The organism is Actinomycetospora sp. NBRC 106375 (genome assembly GCF_030269665.1).
In the GTDB taxonomy this organism is placed as follows: Bacteria; Actinomycetota; Actinomycetes; order Mycobacteriales; family Pseudonocardiaceae; genus Actinomycetospora.
This window is the reverse complement of sequence record NZ_BSTS01000005.1, coordinates 172,400-191,765: the sequence shown is the minus strand read 5'-3', so window position 1 is coordinate 191,765 and position 19,366 is coordinate 172,400. Positions and strand designations below refer to the sequence as shown.

Below are 19,366 nucleotides of genomic sequence, written 5' to 3'. Positions count from 1 at the left end.
GGCGCCCCGATAGGGGCGCCAACTGCTCACAGAGGGCTCAGTTGAGGTGGGCGCGCCACTGGCGGGCGTGGCGGCGCAGGGGCTCGGCGTCGCGGGGGAGCGCCTCGGCCCACTCCTCGAGCAGGTCGGCGGCCTCGCGGTAGGCGGCGCGCCGGCCCCGGATCTCGGCCAGCTCCGCGACCTCGACCGCCGTCACCCCGGGCAGTGCGAGGCGCATCCGCAGCACCCAGCCCAGCTCGGCGAGGTCGCCGCGCGAGCGGTGGATGCCGCGCAGGTTGGCCAGCATGCGCACGAGGACGGCCTCGGACCCGATCGGGGCGAGCAGGGCGTCGTCGAACGGCACGTCGCGGCCGAGGCCGGTCGCCTCCCGGAACCGCCGCACGCAGGCGTCGCGGTCGAGCAGCTCGCCGGAGAACGGGTCGAGGTGCAGCGGCGAGCCGACCGGGTGCACGAGGAAGTGTCCCGGCATCCCGACGGGCTCGAGCGCGACGCCCGCCCGGCGCCCGACCTCGAGGCACACGACCGCGAGCGTGATCGGGATGCCGGTGCGACGGGCCAGGACCTCGGTCAGCGACGAGTTGCGCGGGTCGTAGTAGTCGTCGCGGTCGCCGTGGAAGCCCTCCTCGACGTAGAGGCGGTGCACGAGGCCGTCGAGGTCGGCGACGCCCGCGGCGAGCCGGTCGAGCTCGGCGCGGGCCGCGTCGACGTCGGCCGCGGGGTCGGCGGCGCGGGCGATGACGAGGGCGCCCTCGAGCAGGTCGGGCTCGCCCGCGCCCACGAGGGCCAGGAACTGCTCCACGGCGTCGTCGATCGCCGCGCGGCGGGCCGCGTCGTCGTCCACGCGGGCATCCTGCCCGTCCGCGCGGCGACCCGCCGGGTGGTCAGGCGGGCGCGCCGACGGTCCCGGTCGTCCGTGCCCAGGTCAGCGCCCCGTGCTCGAAGTTCTGCTGGCGCCCGGTCGGGACGTCGTACTCGCCGCTGGTCGGGTAGCCGAGCGGCGAGCGCTCGGCGCCGGCGGCCCGCCAGTGCTCGGCGATCGCGCCGGTCACCGGCCACGCCCCGGTGCGGGGCGACCAGATGACGGTGCCGTGCTCGAAGTCGGTGCTGCGGCCCTGGCCGTCGGCGGTCGGCGCCTCGACGCGGGTGGGCTCGCCGAGGAGCGCCCGGTCGGCGGACCACGCCGTGCGGACGTCGCCCGCCGCCTGCGCGATCAGCTCCTGCACCTTCGCCCGCAGAGGCTCCATCATCGCGTACGCCGCGTCGCCCGGGCACGACGTCCGGCCGACGTCGCGGTGGGCGAAGAGTGCCGGCACCGTCGTCGACTGGCCCTTCGGGACGCGCGAGGTGCCCCCGCCCGACGACGTGAGCGTGACCTGCTGGCGCGGGTCCTGGTAGAGCCCGCCCAGCTTCCAGGCGGCCAGCGCGGCGACCGAGTTCATCTGGGCCGGGGTCGGCTGCACCGTCGTGTAGTTGCCCATCATCGCGATGCCGAAGGTCTCGCGGTTGAACCCGCCGGCGTGCGCCGCGACGACGTTGCGGTCGAGCCCGCCCGCGCGGCCCTCGAAGATCGTCCCGTACTTGTCGACCAGCGCGTTGTAGCCGACGTCGCCCCAGCCCTGCTTCTCCGCGTGGTAGGCGTAGATGCCGCGCACGATGGCCGCGGACTCGGCCGGGCTGTAGTCGTTCGACTCGCTGGTGTGGTGGATGGTCACCGCGCGGACGGCCGGGGTCGTCTGCGGCGGCCAGGTCATCTTCGACTCGTCGGCGCCCCACTGGGCCCGGGTGACGTACTTGGGCGCCGCCGGACCGCGCGCCGCGCCCAGCGACCCGATCGCCTCGTCGTTGCTGCCCACGCCCGGGTCGATGCGCACCACCTGGACCTGGTCGGTGACCGGCTGACCGGCCCGCATCGCACGGACCTCGACGCCCGTGCGGTCGCCCACCCAGATCGGGTCGGTGCCGCCGTGGTCCGGCGCGCCCGTCGGGGTGGGCGACTCCTTCTCGCTGCCCGCGGGGTCGAGGTCGCTCCAGGTGCCCCAGTTCCCCGCGGCGTCGGTGGAGCGCAGGGACACCGCGTCCGGCGCGGGCCCGTTCCAGGTGACGGCGACGAGGCGCAGCGGGGTCTCGCTGCGCGCCTCGCGCCCGCCGAACGCGTCGCGGGCCCCGGGCGCGTAGGTCACCGGCTGGATGCCCGACGCCACCGGTGCGGCGGGGGGCAGGCCGGCCGGCGGCATGACGGCGTGCGCGGGATCCAGCTGCTGGACGCCCGTGGGCGCCAGGGCGGCGGCATCGGCGGGCACGGCGGGCACGGCGGTCGCCGTCGCGGGGTCGGTCGGCACGCCCGGCTCCGCCGCCGCGGCGGGTCCCGAGGCGAGCACCGCCGTGACGATCGCCGTCACCGCAGCCGTCAGCGCCGTTCCCGCCCGCGCCGACCCGCGGGCACGCCCCGCACGCCCCCTGCGGCCCCCGGACCCGGCCATCGCGCACGCACCTCCGCTCGCTCGGCGGGATCCGGACGATCTCCGCCGACGCGCTTACGATGACCCCCACATGCGCACCATTCGCCACACCACGCGCAGAAAGCCGCCCGGTCGGGTGACTTCTGATCTACAGGTGTGCCTGCGCGAACATCGCCACCGTCCGCATCGCCATCGCGTCCGCGCCGGCCCCGATCGGCCCGGCGACGACGGGGATGAGCTTGGTGACGTTCAGGGCGCCGCGCCGCGTGAACCGCGAGGTCAGACGGAAGCCGATCCGCGTGTCGAGCTGGGCGAGGACCTCGGGCGGCAGACCCCGCAGGCCGTGGAGCAGCGAGGCGTTGACCAGGTCGAGACCGGTGTGCTCGGCGAGCTCGATCCCGTCCGCGCCGAGGACGCAGACGAGCGAGGCCGTGCGGATCACCGGGTCGGCGAGGTCGCGTCCGCGCAGGTGGGCGACGGCCGCGGACAGCCGCGTGCCGAGCAGGTAGAGCCCGGTCGTCCCGGCCGGGGCCGTGACGACGAGTGTCGCCGCACCGCCCAGGCTGGTCAGCAGCCCCGAGCTCGCCGCGAGCCGGACGTGCGAGCCGACCACCCGGCGCACGGCGGCGTCGACGTCGTCGTCGGTCGCCGCGAGCGCGTCCGTGGCGACCGCCGCGGCCCCGACGAACGGACCGACTCCACCGACCGCGCGGCGCCACAGCTGGTCGACCAGGGTGTCGGGCAGACCGCGCGAGCTCGCCACCGGGACAGCCTCGCCCATGCCGGACGCGGACAGCGAGCCCGACCCCTCGCGGGTCCGGATCAGCTCACGAGGTCGCACGCCGCCGCGATCGTGCCGCCCCAGCGCTCGCCGCGGTCACGGTCACGCGCCCGCAGGAGCCGCTCGCGCTGGGTCGGGGCGTGCGCCCAGGTCAGGACCACCGGGTGGACGCGCGCGCCGTAGAACGCGTCGATGACGAGCTCGGCGAGGTGGTGGTCGGCGCTGGAGAGCTCCTTGTACTCCCAGATCGCCAGCAGCCGCTCGGGCCGCTCGCCGAGGGCGCCGAGCCCGTCGAGCATCGCCACCGCGGTCGCGCCGGCCGGGTCGTCCGGGTGCAGGTCGAGCAGGGCCGCCCAGACCGCGTCGGCGACGTCGCGGACGGCGTCGCGCTCGAGGTCGCTCCAGTCCGCCCAGTTCTCGGCGATGCGCCCGAGCACGGTGCGCAGGTCGACGCGGTCGTCGGTCAGGGCGCGGCGCAGCAGGAACGGGGTGAGCGCGCGCAGGTCCTCGGGGGTGCCGAGGGTGTTGCCGAGGGCGAGCGCCAGGGTGAGCGGGTCGGCGTCCGCGACCCGCATCTCCCCGTGGCAGTGGGGGCAGCCGGCCAGCGTCCGCGGGGGAGGGTGCGCCACGAAGGCGGCCTCCAGTCCCCACAGCGCGGCGTCGACCCCCGCGTCCGTCTGCACGTCCATCGACAGAAATCTTGGTCCTTGCAACGCGACACGCTGGGCCGATAGAGCGAATATGACCTGCATGTGTGACCGAGCGTCGCGCTGTGTACCGCCGAGCGTGTCGACACGTCCACTCGTCTTGTCGTCGAGGGGGTGCCCTCATGATCGCGACACGCCCGGGACGGGCTCCTCGATCACATCGGCGGGCGGCCGCGTGCCGCGTCGAACAGACTCGGGGTATGCGTTCGCGTGACCAGGCCCCGGCGGCGGGCCCCGAGATCAAGACGACCGGAGGGGTCGTCCGCGGCATCACCACCCACGGGGTGCACGCGTGGCGGGGCGTCCCCTACGCGGCGCCCCCGACCGGCGACCTGCGCCTGCGGGCGCCGCAGCCGGTGGTGCCCTGGGAGGGCGTGCGCGACGGTTCCCGGTACGGGCCGGTGCCGATCCAGGAGCGCATCGGCGAGTTCATCGGGGCCGGCAAGGACACCCCGATGGGCGAGGACTGCCTGACGCTCAACATCACCGCCCCGACTACCGAATCCGACGAGCCGCGCCCCGTGATGGTGTGGTTCTATGGAGGGGCGTTCGTCGTCGGGGCGTCGTCGGCCCCGACCTACCGCGGCTACGACTTCGTGCGCCGCGGCGAGGTCGTGTTCGTCAGCGTCAACTACCGGCTCGGCGCGCTCGGCTACCTCGACTTCTCCGGCTACGGCACGCCCGAGCGCCCGATCGAGTCGAACCTCGGGCTGCGCGACCAGATCGCCGCGCTCGAGTGGGTCCGCGACAACATCGCCGCCTTCGGCGGCCACCCGGACCAGGTGACGATCTTCGGTGAGTCGGCGGGCGCGATCTCGGTGACGACGCTGATGGCGACCCCGTCGGCCCATGGCCTGTTCCACCGCGCCATCGCCGAGAGCTCGGCGCCGGGCATGGTCTTCGGTCAGCAGCGCGCCCGCGCCTGGGCGGCGGGCTTCGTCAGCGCCCTGGGGGCCGACGGCGACCCCCTCGGCGGCCTGGCCAGCGCCACCGAGGAGCAGCTGCTCGGCGCCGCCCGCGTCCTGCGCGAGCGCCTCGGCGACACGCCCGGCACCATCCCCACCGCGCCCGTCGTCGACGGCGACCTGCTCCCCGAGTCCCCGCTCGACGCGTTCGAGGGCGGGCGCGCCGCGGACGTCCCGCTGATCATCGGGACCAACGACACCGAGGGACGGCTGTTCGAGCTGCCGCGGCTTCGCCTCGACGTCCTGGTCAGCGAGCAGCAGGCCACGCGGATGTTCGAGCTCACCCAGCCCGAGCTGCGCGAGCAGGTGCTCGCCGCCTACGAGGGCACGCCCCACCGCAGGGACCTCGGCGGCGACTACATGTTCTGGTACCCGTCGGTGCGCGTCATGCAGGCCCACCGCGGGCCGGTGTGGGCCTACCGCTACGACCTCACGACGCCGGTGCTCAACCTCATGGGCGTGCGCGCGACCCACGGCATGGAGCTGTACCCGGTGTTCGGGCTGGCCGGCTCCGGCGCCGCCCGGTGGCTCACCGCGCTCGGCGGACGGCGGGCCCTGCGCGCGATGCAGGACCGCGTCCAGCGCGACTGGATCCACTTCGCCCACCGCGGGACGCCGACCACGTTCTGGCCGCGGTATGACGCCGGAACGCGGCTGACGAAGATCCTCGACCGCACCGACCGGATCGAGGCCGACCCCCGCCGCGAGCGCCGGCTCGCATGGCGGGGGTTCCGCGGCTACGACTGATCCGGTGCGCTACGACGGATCCGGCGACGCGGCGCGGCGCTTCCGCCCCGCCGCGTACAGCGTGATGGCCAGCGAGACGAGGGCGACGACGACGAAGACGACGCCGAGCACGATCTCGTCGAGGATGAAGAAGAAGATCACCGCCACGGCGAAGGACAGGATCGTGCCGATCGTGCCGATGCCGACGTTGAGCTTCAGCTCGCTCTGCTTCTCCGACGTGCTGTCCGGTGAGGTCGTGTTGCGGACGCGGCGCGCGGGGTCCTCGGTCATGCCCAGAGGACTACCCCGTCCGCCGTGTGCTCATCGTCGGCGGCGCAGCCCCGATGCCCGCCCGATCGGGCGGTCGATCGCCGCCCGCACGGCGTCCTCGCTGCCCACGAGCCGGACGCGCACCCGGGCCCGGGTGACGGCGGTGTAGAGCAGCTCACGCGTGAGCAGCGGCGACTCGGCCGGCGGGAGGATCACCGAGACCCGCGCGAACTGGCTGCCCTGCGCCCGGTGGACCGTCATCGCGTACACGGTCGCGATGCCGTCGAGCAGGCTCGGCGCGATCGCCACCGGCGCCCCGCCGCGGGCGAACACCGCCCGCGGCCCGCGAGCCGTCTCGATCACGACGCCGGTGTCGCCGTTGTAGATGCCGCGGTCGTGGTCGTTGGCCGTCACGAGCAGCGGGCGCCCGGGGTACCACTCCTCGTCGCGATCGGCGACGGGCCCCGCCTCGACGAGCCAGCGCTCGACGTCGCCCGCCCACCGGGTGACGCCGTAGGGCCCGCGCCGGTGCGCGCAGAGCAGCCGGTGCTCGTCGAGGCGCTCCAGCGCGAGCGGCGCGTCGCCGTCGAGCGCGGCCAGCTCGGTCTCGCCCGCGGTGCCGACGACGTCCTCGCGCAGCTCCCGCAGCCCACCCGGGTCGCGGGTGGTGAGGTCGGCGTCCTCGACGAAGACGACGTCGTGCTCGCCGGCCCGCAGCGCCGCGATCGCGGTGTCGGCGTCGCCCGCCCGGATGGCGGCGGCGAGCGTGGCGATCGTGCCGTGGAACCGCCAGGTGCGGTCGAGCACCGTGACGCCCCCGCGGACCGGCGGCCCGGGGGCGTCGACCCGGTCCAGGGCCTCGTCGAGCCGCGGCTCCGGGTCGGCGGGCGCCCCGACGAGGTCGCCGAGCACGGCACCGGCCTCGACCGAGGCGAGCTGGTCCGGGTCGCCGACGAGCACGAGGCGCGCATCGGGGCGGATCGCCTCGAGCAGCCGCGCCATGAGCGTCAGCGACACCATCGACGTCTCGTCGACGACGACCACGTCGTAGGGCAGGTGGCGGTGGCGGTCGTGGCGGAACCGCGAGGTGCCCGCCCGCGCGCCGAGCAGCCGGTGGATCGTCGACGCCGAGAGCCCGGCGACGTGCGCGCGGTCGGCGGCGGGGAGCTCGACCTCCCCGAGCGCCTCCTGCATCCGCGCCGCCGCCTTGCCGGTCGGGGCGGCGAGGGCGATGCGCAGCGAGGGGTCCTGGTCGCGCAGCACCGCGAGCAGCGTCGCGATCGTCGTGGTCTTGCCGGTGCCCGGGCCGCCGGCGAGCACGCTGGTCCAGCGCAGCGCGGACACGGCGACGGCGCGGCGCTGGGCGCCCGACCCCTCACCGGTGACGAGCCGGTCGAGCGCGGCCCGCAGCCGGTCGGTGTCGACGGTCGGGGGCGGGGCGTCGGCCCGGCGCGCGAGGGTGTCGCGGACCTGCTCCTCCTGGCGCCAGTACCGGTCGAGGTAGAGCAGCCCGTCGACCAGGCGCAGCGGGTGGCCGGTCGCGCCGGCCGCGGCGTCGGCCACGAGTGGCGACGCGGCGACGGTCGCGGCCCACGACGCGGAGTCGGGCCAGGGGAGGTCGGAGGTGTCGTCGACCTCGTCGCCCTCGACGAGCACGGTGCGGTCGACGGTGGCCAGGTCGAGGCACACGGATCCGGTGCGCAGGGCGCGCACCACGAGCGCGGCGGCGAGCAGGACCTGCTGGTCGGCCTCGCCCCCAAGGCGGCCCAGGCGGCGGGCGACGTGGACGTCGGTGGCCGCCAGGACGCCGCGCTCGTTGAACGCGGCGAGCAGCCCGGTGGCGCGGGTCGCGAACCGGATGCCGTCCTCGGCGAGCAGCTCCGCCGTCACCGCCCACCCCCGTCGAGGAGCGTGGAGAGGTCGACGACCAGCGCCGGCGACGGGTTCCACGCGAACACCCCGCACGCCGTGCCGTCGACGACCGGGGCGTCGGGCCCGCACATGCCGCGCAGGAACAGGTAGAGCACGCCACCGAGGTGCGTGGCCGGGTCGTAGCCGGGCAGCCGCCAGCGCAGGAACCGGTGCAGCGCGACGGCGTAGAGTGCTGCCTGCAGGGGGTAGTGCGACGCGATCATCGCCGCGGCCATCGCCCGCGGGCCGTAGTGCGCGGCCGTGAGCGCCGCCCGCCCCGTCGGTCCGATCGGCCCGAGCCAGTTCGTCTTGTAGTCGACGACGACGAACCGCCCGTCCGGCCCGCGCAGCACGCCGTCGATGCTGCCGGTGAGGTAGCCGCGCAGGACCTGGTCGCCGACGCCGTGGGCGCCCGGGTGCTCGAGCGCGTCCGGGTAGTCGGCGAGGGGGTCGTCGGCGGGGAGGTGCCGGCGCAGCAGCGCGGCGACCTCGAGCAGCGTCACCGGCGGCGTGCCCGGGCGGACGCGGTCGCCGCCGGCCAGCGGCAGCTCGAAGTCGAGCTCGGCGAGACGGTCGCGCGGGGCCACGTCGGCGAGCGTCGCCGGACCGCCGGCCGGCAGCGGCGTGCGCATCACCGGCAGCAGCGCCTCGGCGAGCGTCGCGGCGTCGACCTCGTCGTGCGGCCGGTGGGTCAGCTCGGTGCGCGCGGCGTCGACGAGGGCCGCGTGCAGATCGCCGGCGGCGGTGTCGACGGTCTCCAGCACCGAGTGCACCAGGGTGCCGAAGGACGGCCCCACCGGCAGGTCGGCCATCGGCGAAGGCACCGGCTCGACCTCGTCGGCCTCGGTCGGGGGCGCGTCCTCGGGATCGGTCTCGTCGGCGACCGTGCGGTCCTCCGGCTCGCTCGCGACCGGGCTCCCGGCGTGGGCGCCCGCGGTGAGCGAGGAGTACGACGACCGCCGCCACGCGAGGTCGAGCGCGCGGTCGAACGGCGCCGCGGCCAGGGGGTGGTGGTCGCCGGCGTCCGGCACGTAGGGCACGGGGCGGCGCGGCTCGACGCGTTCGACGGCGACGTCGTCGTCGGCCAGGGCCTCGAGGTGCGCGAACACCCGCGCGTCCTCCCACACCGGGTAGAGCCGGTCCGGGCCCGTGCCCGGCGCGGGCCGGCCGATGAGCAGGCGGTGGACCGCGGACGGCTTGGTGGTCGTCGACGGCGCCCACCAGCACACGACCTGACCCTGGGCCCGGGTCAGCGCGACGTAGAGCAGCCGGAGGTCCTCGCCGTCGTCCTCTTCGCGGGCGGCGGTCACGTGGTCGCGCCACGCGGGGTCGGTGGCGCCGCCGACCGCGCGCACCCGCTTCTTGTGCTCGTCGTGGTGGGTGACGACCTTCGGCTCGTCGGAGACCCACCGGTCCCACCCGAAGGGCACGTAGACCACCGGGTACTCGAGGCCTTTGCACTTGTGGATCGTGAGCACCTGGACCGCGCCGGCGTCGGACTCGAGGCGCCGGCTGCGCTCGGGCCGCAGCTCGCCGGTGCCGGCCGCGGCCTCGGCCATGCGGGCCCGCAGCCACTCGGCGAGCGCGACGACGCCCAGCCGGGACTCGGCCGCCGCCGCGTGCAGGACCTGGCCGAGGTGGCGGATGTCGGTGATCCGCCGCTCGCCGTCGACGCGGGCGAGCACGCGGGCCGCCAGCCCCGTCTCGGCGGCCACGGCCTCGAGGAACGCCGCCACCCCGCGGTCGTGCAGCACCGCTCCCCAGCGCCGCAGCGAGGCGCCGACCTCGGGCAGCACCGCGTCGGCGTGGGCGTCCAGGTCGGCGGCGGCGTGGCCGAGGAACACCGTGAGCGCGGCCGCCCGCACCCGCGCGGGGCGGCCGGGCTGCTCGACGGCCTCCAGGAGGGTCCGCCACTCCTCGGCGCTCTCGGTGGCGAAGACGCTGGTGGCACCGGCGAGCACCGACGGCACCCCGGCCGCGGTGAGGGCCTCCCGGACCAGCGCGGCCTGGGCGTTGGTGCGCACGAGCACGGCGACGTCGCCAGGACCGAGCGTGGGGTCGACGCGCCCGGCCTCCTCCCAGCGTGACTCCGCGGCGACCAGTTCCGCGACGTCGGCGGCGAGGTCGGCGGCGACCTTCTCGCGCACGCCCGCGACGATCGGCAGGCCGTTGGCGAACCGGCTCCGCAGGCCCTCCCGGGGCAGGACGCGCAGGCGGAACGGCGCCGGGCGCGGGGCGCCGACGAGCCTGCGGCCCTGGTGGGCGGCCTCGACGTGGGGGACCACGATCTTCTCGTCGCCCAGCGCGGCGTTGTTGAAGATCTTCTCGAGGGCTCGGACCAGCGGCGCGTCGCTGCGCCAGTTGGTCGCGAGCCCGGACTTGGTGCCCGCGGACTCGACGGCCTCGAGGTAGCTGACGACGTCGGCGCCGCGGAAGGCGTAGATCGCCTGCTTCGGGTCGCCGATGAAGGTCAGGGCGCTGTGGCCGTGGAACGCGACGCGCAGGATCTCCCACTGGATCGGGTCGGTGTCCTGGAACTCGTCGACCAGCACCACCGAGAACCGCGCGCGCAGCCGGGCGCACGCCGCGTCCCCGAGCCGGGCGTCGACGAGGGCGTTGCGCAGCCGGGTGAGCATGTCGTCGAACGTGAACAGGCGCCGCCGGCGCTTGCGCCGCTCGACCTCGGCGCGCACGGCGCGGGCGAACGAGGCCCGCGCTCCCGCCGGGCCCTCGGCCTCGGGGCCGGGCGCGATCCCGGCCGACGGGTCGCCCACCACCGCGCGCCCGATCTCCAGCGCCTCGGCCCGGTCGAAATCGGGCGCCCCCGCCCCGGGCACCGCGTACTTGCGCAGGTAGAAGTCGTCGACGACCTCGGTGACCACGTCGTCGATGCGCTCGACGAACGTGCCGTCGGGATCGGTGTCGCCGGCGATCCCGAGGCCGGTGAGCATGTCCTGGCAGAACTGGTGGGTGGTCGCGATCGTGGCGGCGTCGAAGCCGGCGAGCGCGGCGGTCAGCCGGGCGCGGCGCGCCGCGACCTCGGTGTCGTCGGCCTGCGCCAGGAGCCGCGTGACGGGGTCGCCCTCGTTGCGCCGTGCCGCCTCGGGGTCGGCGAGCCCGCGCTCGGTGCGCACGAAGCGCTCCCGGACGCGTTCGCGCAGCTCGCGGGTGGCCTCGCGCCCGAACGTCACCAGCATGACCTGCGGCAACGTCGCCCGGCCCTCGGCGACGTAGCGGGCCGCGAGCGCGGCGATCGTGTAGGTCTTACCGGTGCCGGCGCTGGCCTCGAGCACCGTGGTGCCGGTGGGCAGCGGCCCGCCGACGTCGAACGAGGTCGGCGCCTCGAGGAGCGCTGTCACTGGATGCCCTCCGCGTCGCGCACCGGGGTCCACAGCCGCGTCGCGAGGGCGCCGAAGCGGCTCGGGGCGTCACCGGTCGCGGGCCCGACGAGGTCGTCGAGCGCGCGGCGACGGCCCCAGACCAGCACGTGCGCGGGATCGTCCTGCTCGGCGCCGTAGCGGTCGGTCCAGCGGTCGCGGGCGCGGTTCATCGCCGCGATCTCGCCCTTGGTCGCTCGCGCCTGCGCGTAGGCCTCCGACGTCCGGCACATCAGCGGCAGCGGCTCGAGCATCCCTTCGGCGTGCACGGCGAGGAGGTCGTCGAGGACCTTCCGCGCCACCTCGGGCTCGAGCGGACCGAGGGTCGACACGGCAATCGGGTCGTCCCGCCCGCCGCCGCGCCCGACCGTCACCGCCCGCCACGGCCGGTCCGGGTGCGCGGCCGCCACGGCGAGGAAGTTCACCCAGGCCCGCAGCCGGTGCTTGGGCGCCAGCCGGGAGAACGTCACCGTCACCAGCGTCGTGTCGTGCACGCCGGCGACCGAGCCGACGAGCGTGTCGGTGGTGACGTCGAGGTCGACCGCCGGCGTGACGTGGAACCCGGCGACGGCCCGCGTCAACGGCTCGACCAGGCGGCCGACCTCGCGCACGAGCGTGTCGCCCAGCGGGCCCGGCGGGAGCTCGCCGCGGCGGCGCTCCGCCGCGATGCACGCCGCGGGGTCGCGCCCGTCGAGGCGGTCGCGCAGCAGGCGCTCGCCGATCGCCCAGCGCGCGAGGCCGTCGGGCTCGACCGGGATCGCCTCGACGGTCTCCTCCTCGTCCCCACGCGCGAACACGCCGAGACGTTGGCGCAGGAACGCGCGCACCGGGTGCTCGACGAAGCGGGCGAGGTCCTCGAGGTCGAGCGGACCGTGCGCGCGGACGGGCAGCGGGCCGGGCAGGAACGGGACGGGTCCCGAGCGTTCCCGCCGCAGCGCGCGGGTGCCGGCGAGCGCCGCGCCGTCGAAGGAAAAGGGGCCGCTCGCGTCGAAGTCGTCCTCGTCGAACGGCTGGAGCGGGTTGCGGCGGGTGAGGTAGTCGCGGGCGCGTTCCCCGTCTCCGAAGCCGAAGCTCGCGTCAAGGGTGTCGAGCAGCTCGCCGATCGGCACCGCGGGCGGTCGATCGACACCGGTGCGCTCGTCGGCGCCCGAGTAGACGACGACGAGGTGGTCGGTCGCGGCCGCGATCGCGTCGAGCAGGAGCTGGCGGTCCTCGGCGGCGGGGTCGCGCTCGCCGACGCGCGGGTCGCGGGCGAGGACGTCGTCGCCGTCCGCGCGGGTCTCGCGGGGGAAGACCTGGTCGTCCATGCCGAGCAGGCAGACCACGCGGTGGGGCACCGAGCGCATCGGCATCAGCGTCGCGACGGTGAGCGTGCCGGTGCGGAAGTTGGCGCGGGTCGGGCGCCCGGCCAGGCGGTCGCCGAGCACCGCGCGGACGTCGTGCAGCGTCATCACCGGGTCGTGCGGGGCGCTCTCGAGCACCGCGGTCAGCTCGGCGCGGGCCTGCGCGAGCTGCCAGGCGTCGGCCGGGACGGTGGCGGTGAGGCCGTCGAGGCCGCGGCGCAGCGCCTCGATCCACGCCGTGAGCGGCTGCTCGCCCCGCAGCTCCTCGACGACCGCGCCGACCCGGTCGACCAGCTCGCCGAGGCGCCCGACCAGCTCGACGTCGCTCGAGTCGACCTCGTCGAGGGGCAGCGCGTCACCCAGCCAGTCGCCGCCGTCGGCGGACATCGCGACGCCGACGAGCAGGCGGTCGAGGCCCTGCGACCAGGTGTTGTCGGGGAACCGCGCGAGCGAGAACGCCTGCCGGTGCGGGGCGTCGAGGCCCCAGCGCACCCCGGCGCGCTCGGCGAGCTCACGCAGCCGCGGGAGGTCCTCGTCGTCGAACCGGAAGCGGCGCCGGACGGGGTCGGACTCGGCGAGGTCGAGCAGCTGCGAGGCGGTGATCCGCGCGTCGGCGAGGTCGAGCAGGGTCGCGAGGGTGCCGAACAGCGGGTTGACCTCGCGCAGCGACCGGTCGGCGAGCCGGACCCGCAGCCGGTGCCCGGGGTGCGTCGCGCCCTCGCCGTCGCCGGGCCCGAAGCACGCGGTGACCAGCGGCGCGAACGTCTCGATGTCGGGGCACAGGACGATGACGTCGCGCGGCTCGAGCGTCGGGTCGGCGCTCAGGAGGCCGAGGATCGTCTCGCGCAGGACCTCGACCTGGCGGTCCGGGCCGTGGCAGCGGTGGATGTGGATGCTGCCGTCGTCGGTGGCGGGCCGGCCCGAGGGTGCGCGGTCGTGGCGCAGGTCGTCCTGCAACTGCCCGAGCAGCGTCGTCGGCGCCTCGTCGCGCCCGTGGTGGTGGTCGGCCCGCTCGGCGCGCCCGGGGCGGGCGAGGCGCAGCTGGAGCTCCCGGACGTCGCGGCCGAGGCTCGCGAGCAGGGGATGGGCGACGGACCGGGCGCTGGTGTCGTCGGCGCGGCGCTCGGCCTCGTGGCCCTCGAGGCGCTTCCACAGCGCGGGCGACGGGTGCGGCAGCCAGAGGTGCACGTCGTGGTCGACCGCCACGGCGTCGAGGACCGTCAGCTCGGTGGCCGACAGCCGCGTGGCGCCGAAGAGGGAGAGCCGTCGGGGAAAGCCGGTCGGCGTCCCGATGTCGGCGACCGTCTCGGCAGGGCTCGTGGCGTCGAGGCGGGCGCGCAGCCGCCGCCACAGCTCGGGCTGCCAGCGGAGATCGGCCGGAGTGCCGGAGTCGTCGCCGGCGGCCCAGGCGCGGACGAGGGCGGGCCGGTGGTCGGCGTACCTCGTGAACAGCCGGGCGAGGTGTCGCGCGGCCGCGAACCGGCGTCCCTTGCGCGTGCCGCTCGGGTCGCCGACGCCGAGGAATGCGCCGAGCGGGGCGCACCAGGGCTCCTCGGCGCACTGATCGATCGTCTCCAGCAACGGCCAGACGAGGCGTTCCGGGCGCCACGGGTCGTCGTCGGGCACCCCGAGCACCCGCCCGACCACCTCGGACGGCGACGGGAACGCGACGTTGGCGCACACCCCGTCGTCGCCGCTCGTCGTCCCCAGCCGGTGGGCGAGACGCTGCGCGAGCCACCGCTCGATCCCGCGCGTCGGCACCGACACGAGCTCGGCCTGGAAAGGGTCGTCGAGCGGGTCGTCCAGCACGTCGGCGAGGGCCTCGACGAGGTGGTCGGCCCGCTCCGCCCGGTGCACGTGCAGCACGCCCGACACCTCCCCCTCCCGCTTCCCGACGACGCTAGACGAGGGTCCCGACAGCCCCGGTCTCCGGGGGCGCGCGTGTCTCTTGACCTCGACCGTTGTTCAGCGTCGAGCCTCGGGGCATGGACGTGGTGCAGGTCGAGAGATTCGGTGGGCCCTCGGTGTTGCGGCCGGCGACGGTGCCCGACCCGGTGGCCGGCGCCGGCGAGGCGGTGATCGAGGCGACCGCCGCCGACGTGATGTTCCTGGACACCCTGCTGCGCTCGGGCTGGGGCGCGGGCTTCTTCCCGCTCTCGCCGCCGTACGTGCCGGGGAGCGGGGTGGTGGGGCGCGTCGGTGGCCGGCGGGTCGTGGCGGACACGAAGCAGGACGTGGGCGGCGCGGAGGTCCCGGTCGGGGGCTACGCGTCGCGGGCCGTGGTGCCGTCGTCGGAGCTGATCCCGGTGCCTGCGGGTCTCGGTGACCATGCCGCGGTCGCGCTCCTCCACGACGGTCCGACGGTGCAGTTGCTGCTGGAGGCCGTTTCGGCGACGGCGGGTTCGCGGGTGCTCGTGATGGCGGCGGCCGGCGGGGCGGGGGTGCTGCTCGTGCAGGAGCTGACCCGCCGCGGGGTGGAGGTCGTCGCTGCCGCTCGTGGTGCTTCGAAAACAGAAGTACTTCGCTCGCTCGGCGCGGCCCAGGTCGTGGACTACGGGGAGCCCGACTGGGCGGACCGGGTCGGGACCGTCGGGGCGGTGCTGGACGGGGCGGGGAGCGCGCTCGGGCGCGCGGCGTTCTCGCTGGTGGCGGACGGCGGGCGGTTCGTGTCGTACGGGACGGCGGGCGGGGAGTTCGCTGTTCCGGACGCGTCGGACGCTGCCCGGCGCGGGATCGCGGTGACGGGGCTGACCGACCTGCCGCGACTGGACCGGGCGCGGCGCCGTGAGCTGGTGGAACGGACGTTGGAGGAAGCCGCGGCCGGTCGGTACCGAACCGTCATCGGGCAGACCTTTCCGCTGGAGCACGCCGCCGACGCGCACGCGGCGATCGAGGCCAGGAAGACGGTGGGGAAGACGTTGCTGGTGCCGTAACCGAAGGTTGCTCACTTCCCGTCCGATGACGGCAAGGCGGTGGCGACCTCCTCGGCAATGCGCTGCGCGGCGTCGCACGGACCGCCGGACGCTCCTCCGCTGACGTCGACGATGTAGCCCTGCTGAGGGGCCGTACCGATGGTCATCACACAGGAACTCGAGCTCGGCGAGCTCTGTTCTCGCGTAGCCGGCAGCCCCGTAATCGTCAGCGGTTCGAAGACGGGAAATTGGCGCACTCGGTAGGTGTCGACGAGAACGTCGCGGTTCGGGATGACGATGAGGCTGACGTACTGCCCGCCCTCCCTGCTTCGCCAATCGCATGACCGCTCGCCCGTGACGGTCGTCCTGCCCTGCCCGCGGCTGCTCAGCCCGAGGGCGTCAAGACGCGCGCCGGTCAGAGGGCCGCTACAAGGGTCCGCCGCGAACGGAGCGACGTCCTTCGGCGCCGTCACACGAGGCGCCCCGAACCGTCCGTCATCGACCGGTGCCGGCGGCGTCGAGTGCTGCCCGCAGGCGATTGCAGTCACGAGCACCGCGGAAAGCATCAGGAGACGCCCGGTCATGGGGTGGACCGAAGCTCCCGGCCAGCATTCGAGTCGCTCTGTCGGTAGGCGTCGAACCCGGCGCGAAGATCCTCGATCATCCGACCGACCTCGTCGATCCCGGCATCGAGAGCATCCGCGAACGACCCCGCATCGCCTTGGGCCTTGAGCCCGAGCGCGCGTGCCGCGTCGAGGCTGACCTCATCGCGGGCGCCTGGGTCCACCTGCGTCAGCAACGCAGCGTCCTGTCTGATCCTCCGCAGCTCCTCGAGTGCGGCCTCCAGCTCCCCGATCGCCTGAGGTGCTCGGGTGATGTCGACGCTGAAGGACCCCTTGGCGTCCAGGCCCCGGGCTGGGTCATGGGCGTCGTCCCTCCTCCCGGCTGTCGATCAGCCAGAACGCTAGCGAGCGCGACGTGGTCGTGGGGTCGCTTCACCCGAACCCGACCCGAGGTGGTCGGGAGCAACCGTGTCCTGAGGACACGGGTTGCTGGAACTACTTGCCGGGGAGGGGAGGAAGAGCGGCAACGATCCGCTCGGCGATTCGTTGCCCGCCGATGCATGGAGTCCCCGCGTCCCCTGCACCTGCGTAGGCCGAGAAATTCACGATGAACCCCTGTTGATCTGCGGTTCCCACTGTCGTCGAGCACGTCAACGAGTCCGAGGAGCTCTGTTCGAACGTCGCCGGTAACCCGCCGATCACCGTCGGCCGGAAGATGGCGAACTGCCGAGCGCGGTAGGTGTCGACCAGGACGTCGCGCGCTGGCACGACGATCAGCGCGACTCTGCTGCGATTCCCCGTCCCCTGCCGAACACAGGACTGTTCGCCAACCATCAAGGTGCGGAGATCGCCTTCGGAGCTGAAGCCGAGGCCGGACCAATCTGGGCTCGTCAGCGGCCCCGAACAGGGGTCTGTGGCGAAGGGCCGGATGTCGCGGGGCGCCTCCACTGCCGGCGCTCCAAAGCGATCATTAGATCGTGGAGCTGGTGGTTCCTGCGACGAACAGCTTGCGACCGCCACCAGCAGCCCGAGAAGGAGCGCGAACCTGATCATTGCGATTGGTGGAACGACTCGCGCCCGGCGTCGTCGCCACTCTCGTAAAGATCGAAACTGGCCCTCAGCGCCTCGAGCATGCGGTCAACCTCGTCGATTCCTGAGTTGAGCGCGTCCATGAACGCGTGCGGGCCGCCGACCGCGGTCTGGCCCAGTGCTCGGGCGGCGTCAAGACTCACCTCGTCACGTGCGCCCGCATTCACCTGCCCAAGAAGCTGAGCCTCGTCCCTGATGCTCTCGAGTTCCGCGCGCGCCTGCTCCAACTCCCGGATCGCGCCCGGCGCCTGCGAGATGTCGACGCTGAAGGATCCCTTGTCGCCCAGGCCGCCGGGTTCGGTCACGGCGCGGTCCTCCTCCCGCTCGTCGAGCGGATCTCACGCTAGCGATCGGAGGCCCGACGCGGGTGTCGTTCGGCCCAGATCGCCACCCCGGTGACGATCCCGGTCAGATGTGACACCGATCGTCACCCGGACAGCGATCACCGCTCCGCGTCGTGCACCAGCAGCGCGATCTGGGTGCGGTTGTCGAGGTCGAGCTTCGACAGCACGTGCGAGACGTGCGCCTTCACGGTCGCGACGCTCATATACGCCTCGGCGGCGATCTCCGCGTTCGAGCACCCGCGGGCGATGGCGTCGGCGACGTCGCGTTCACGATCGCTCAGGGACCGCAAAGAAGCCCGGGCCTTCTCCCGCGTGCTCTCTTCCGCCCCGGCGCGCTCCATCAGCCGGCGGGTGACGGTCGGGGACAGGATGGGGTCGCCGAGAGCCACTCGCTGCACCGCATCGACGATCTGCGCTGGCGGTGTGTCCTTCAGCAGGAAACCGCTGGCGCCGGCGCGCAGGGCGTGGAGCACGTTCTCGTCGCTGTCGAAGGTCGTGAGCACGACGACCTCGGGCGGATTCGGGCGCTCGCGCAGTCGCTTCGTCGCCGCCAGACCGCCGACGCGCGGCATGCGCAGGTCCATCAGCACGACGTGCGGGGCGTGGGCGTCGACGAACCCCGGCACCTCGTCGCCGTCGGAGGCCTCGCCGACGACGCGGATGCCGTCGGCGCCGTCGAGCATCATGGTCAGCGCGCCGCGGACGAGGGCGTCGTCGTCGACGACGAGCACGCGGATCTCGTCCTCGGAGCTCACGCCGGCCACGGTAGTTCCGCGATCACCCGGAAGTCGCCGTCGGACGTCACGCCGTGCTCGAGGCGCCCACCCACGGACGCCGCGCGTTCACCGAGCCCGACGAGACCGGTGCCGCGCCCGTCGGACGACGCCCGCGGGTGCGGCACCCGGTTGCGGACCTCCACGCGCAACGCCTCACCCGGACCGCCCGCCACGACGACGGCAACCGCCTCCCCCGCCGCGTGCTTCCGCGCGTTGGTCAGGCCCTCCTGCACGATCCGGTACGCCGTGCGACCGAGGGTGTCGGGGACGTCGGTGACCCGGTTGTCCAGCTCCACCGTCACCCCGGCCTCACGCGACTCGCCCACCAGGGACGGGAGGTCGGCGAGGGTCGGTTGTGGGGGTCCGTCCCCGCTAAGCAGGTCGTCGGCCCGCAGGACCCCGATGACCTCCCGGAGCTCCTCCAGCGCCTGGTGCGCACCGGCCCGCACGACGCTGGCGGCGCGGGCGACCTGCTCGGCGGACGCGTCCGGCCGGTACTCCAAGGCGCCCGCCGACGCCGCGACCAGCGAGAGCCGGTGACCGAGGACGTCGTGCATCTCCCGCGCGATCGTCGCGCGCTCGTGACGGCGGGCCGCGGCGACCCGCTCCGCCTGCTCCTCCTCGGCACGCTGCTCGCGCTCGACCCGGGCCGCCTCCCGCAGCCGGATCAGCGCCCCCCAAGCGACGAGCGCGAGATGGACGGCCACGTCGATCACCAGCAACCAGCCGTAGGGCAGGCCCGGGATCGGGCGGACGATGCCCTGGATCGCGTGCGCGACGGTGCTCGCGAGGCCCACCCACACCGCGACCGACAGCGGGCGCTGCGACGCCACCCGCAGGACCGCGATCGTCGCGGCGGGCGTGGCGGCGGGCGAGAACGCGGCGAGTACGGCCATGCCCAGTGCTCCGGGGACCGGCCACCGGACCAGCACCGGCACCAGCGCGCACGCCAGGAGCGTCGCCACGACGTCGGTGACGATGAACGCGAGCGACGCGCGGGTGTCGGTACGGCTGAGGACGGTCAGGCCGCCGAGCACCGCGACGACCAGCAGCACGGTCACCGTGGCCCAGCGCTGCTCCCGACGACCGGCCTCCACGTCGCGGAGCGTAGGCGGCGGTCGACCGCTCACACATCAGACGAAA

At 74.8% G+C, this 19,366-nt stretch carries 16 protein-coding genes; 2 read left to right on the top strand and 14 right to left on the bottom strand.

All coding sequences use genetic code 11. From position 1 onward, the window contains the following. Window positions 1–37: 37 nt before the first annotated feature. The 4 genes from QSK03_RS10545 to QSK03_RS10530 all read right to left on the bottom strand — a co-directional run bounded on the left by QSK03_RS10545 (window position 38) and on the right by QSK03_RS10530 (window position 3,929). Entirely contained in the window at window positions 38–841 is an 804-nt protein-coding gene (locus QSK03_RS10545) for a transglutaminase family protein (RefSeq protein ID WP_285651332.1), read from the bottom strand. A 40-nt stretch (window positions 842–881) separates the two neighbouring features. Beyond that, window positions 882–2,480 (bottom strand): N-acetylmuramoyl-L-alanine amidase, encoded by a 1,599-nt coding sequence (locus QSK03_RS10540; RefSeq protein WP_285651330.1) that lies wholly within the window; start codon window positions 2,478–2,480, stop codon window positions 882–884. Window positions 2,481–2,607: 127 nt separating this feature from the next. Then, window positions 2,608–3,300 (bottom strand): hypothetical protein, encoded by a 693-nt coding sequence (locus QSK03_RS10535; protein WP_285651328.1) that lies wholly within the window; start codon window positions 3,298–3,300, stop codon window positions 2,608–2,610. Further along, window positions 3,282–3,929 (bottom strand): hypothetical protein, encoded by a 648-nt coding sequence (locus tag QSK03_RS10530; RefSeq protein WP_285651325.1) that lies wholly within the window; start codon window positions 3,927–3,929, stop codon window positions 3,282–3,284. Before QSK03_RS10530 ends, QSK03_RS10535 begins: the two co-directional genes overlap by 19 nt. Window positions 3,930–4,147: 218 nt before the next feature. On the opposite strand from QSK03_RS10530, the gene QSK03_RS10525 reads away from it, so the two are divergent. Beyond that, complete coding sequence (locus QSK03_RS10525; protein WP_285651323.1) at window positions 4,148–5,659, top strand: carboxylesterase/lipase family protein; 1,512 nt, start codon at window positions 4,148–4,150, stop codon at window positions 5,657–5,659. A gap of 9 nt (window positions 5,660–5,668) precedes the next feature. Here QSK03_RS10525 and QSK03_RS10520 read toward each other — a convergent pair whose 3' ends face one another. Genes QSK03_RS10520 through recC form a run of 4 tightly spaced genes read right to left on the bottom strand, consistent with a single transcriptional unit; the run spans window position 5,669 to window position 14,405 of the window. Continuing rightward, complete coding sequence (locus tag QSK03_RS10520) at window positions 5,669–5,929, bottom strand: hypothetical protein (RefSeq protein WP_285651321.1); 261 nt, start codon at window positions 5,927–5,929, stop codon at window positions 5,669–5,671. A gap of 30 nt (window positions 5,930–5,959) precedes the next feature. After that, window positions 5,960–7,798: an exodeoxyribonuclease V subunit alpha gene (recD, locus tag QSK03_RS10515; RefSeq protein WP_285651318.1), complete on the bottom strand. Its 1,839-nt coding sequence runs from the start codon at window positions 7,796–7,798 to the stop codon at window positions 5,960–5,962. Then, on the bottom strand, window positions 7,795–11,178 hold the full coding sequence (locus QSK03_RS10510) for a UvrD-helicase domain-containing protein (RefSeq protein ID WP_285651316.1): 3,384 nt from the start codon (window positions 11,176–11,178) through the stop codon (window positions 7,795–7,797). Before QSK03_RS10510 ends, recD begins: the two co-directional genes overlap by 4 nt. Then, on the bottom strand, window positions 11,175–14,405 hold the full coding sequence (recC, locus tag QSK03_RS10505) for an exodeoxyribonuclease V subunit gamma (protein ID WP_285651314.1): 3,231 nt from the start codon (window positions 14,403–14,405) through the stop codon (window positions 11,175–11,177). Before recC ends, QSK03_RS10510 begins: the two co-directional genes overlap by 4 nt. A 119-nt stretch (window positions 14,406–14,524) precedes the next feature. Here recC and QSK03_RS10500 point away from each other — a divergent pair, with 119 nt between their 5' ends. Beyond that, window positions 14,525–15,472, top strand: a complete 948-nt coding sequence (locus QSK03_RS10500; protein WP_285651312.1) for a zinc-binding dehydrogenase — start codon at window positions 14,525–14,527, stop codon at window positions 15,470–15,472. 11 nt (window positions 15,473–15,483) lie between these two features. Here the strand turns inward: QSK03_RS10500 and QSK03_RS10495 are convergent, their stop codons facing one another. The 6 genes from QSK03_RS10495 to QSK03_RS10470 form a co-directional block, all read right to left on the bottom strand. Beyond that, entirely contained in the window at window positions 15,484–16,035 is a 552-nt protein-coding gene (locus tag QSK03_RS10495) for a DUF3558 family protein (protein ID WP_285651311.1), read from the bottom strand. Continuing rightward, window positions 16,032–16,298: a PE domain-containing protein gene (locus tag QSK03_RS10490; RefSeq protein WP_285651725.1), complete on the bottom strand. Its 267-nt coding sequence runs from the start codon at window positions 16,296–16,298 to the stop codon at window positions 16,032–16,034. The genes QSK03_RS10495 and QSK03_RS10490 overlap by 4 nt, the downstream gene beginning before the upstream one ends. A 211-nt stretch (window positions 16,299–16,509) precedes the next feature. Then, window positions 16,510–17,067 (bottom strand): DUF3558 family protein, encoded by a 558-nt coding sequence (locus QSK03_RS10485; RefSeq protein WP_285651309.1) that lies wholly within the window; start codon window positions 17,065–17,067, stop codon window positions 16,510–16,512. Continuing rightward, window positions 17,064–17,408: a PE domain-containing protein gene (locus QSK03_RS10480; RefSeq protein WP_285651307.1), complete on the bottom strand. Its 345-nt coding sequence runs from the start codon at window positions 17,406–17,408 to the stop codon at window positions 17,064–17,066. The genes QSK03_RS10485 and QSK03_RS10480 overlap by 4 nt, the downstream gene beginning before the upstream one ends. A gap of 137 nt (window positions 17,409–17,545) precedes the next feature. Then, entirely contained in the window at window positions 17,546–18,211 is a 666-nt protein-coding gene (locus QSK03_RS10475; RefSeq protein ID WP_285651306.1) for a response regulator, read from the bottom strand. Further along, complete coding sequence (locus tag QSK03_RS10470; protein WP_285651304.1) at window positions 18,199–19,320, bottom strand: sensor histidine kinase; 1,122 nt, start codon at window positions 19,318–19,320, stop codon at window positions 18,199–18,201. Before QSK03_RS10470 ends, QSK03_RS10475 begins: the two co-directional genes overlap by 13 nt. Window positions 19,321–19,366 lie beyond the last annotated feature (46 nt).

Bases quoted from the DNA above. Each gene is read 5' to 3' on its own strand.
- QSK03_RS10540 (WP_285651330.1), bottom strand. From the start codon at position 2,480: ATGGCCGGGTCCGGGGGCCGCAGGGGGCGTGCGGGGCGTGCCCGCGGG.
- QSK03_RS10530 (WP_285651325.1), bottom strand. From the start codon at position 3,929: ATGGACGTGCAGACGGACGCGGGGGTCGACGCCGCGCTGTGGGGACTG.
- QSK03_RS10525 (WP_285651323.1), top strand. From the start codon at position 4,148: ATGCGTTCGCGTGACCAGGCCCCGGCGGCGGGCCCCGAGATCAAGACG.
- QSK03_RS10520 (WP_285651321.1), bottom strand. From the start codon at position 5,929: ATGACCGAGGACCCCGCGCGCCGCGTCCGCAACACGACCTCACCGGAC.
- QSK03_RS10500 (WP_285651312.1), top strand. From the start codon at position 14,525: ATGGACGTGGTGCAGGTCGAGAGATTCGGTGGGCCCTCGGTGTTGCGG.
- QSK03_RS10495 (WP_285651311.1), bottom strand. From the start codon at position 16,035: ATGACCGGGCGTCTCCTGATGCTTTCCGCGGTGCTCGTGACTGCAATC.
- QSK03_RS10485 (WP_285651309.1), bottom strand. From the start codon at position 17,067: ATGATCAGGTTCGCGCTCCTTCTCGGGCTGCTGGTGGCGGTCGCAAGC.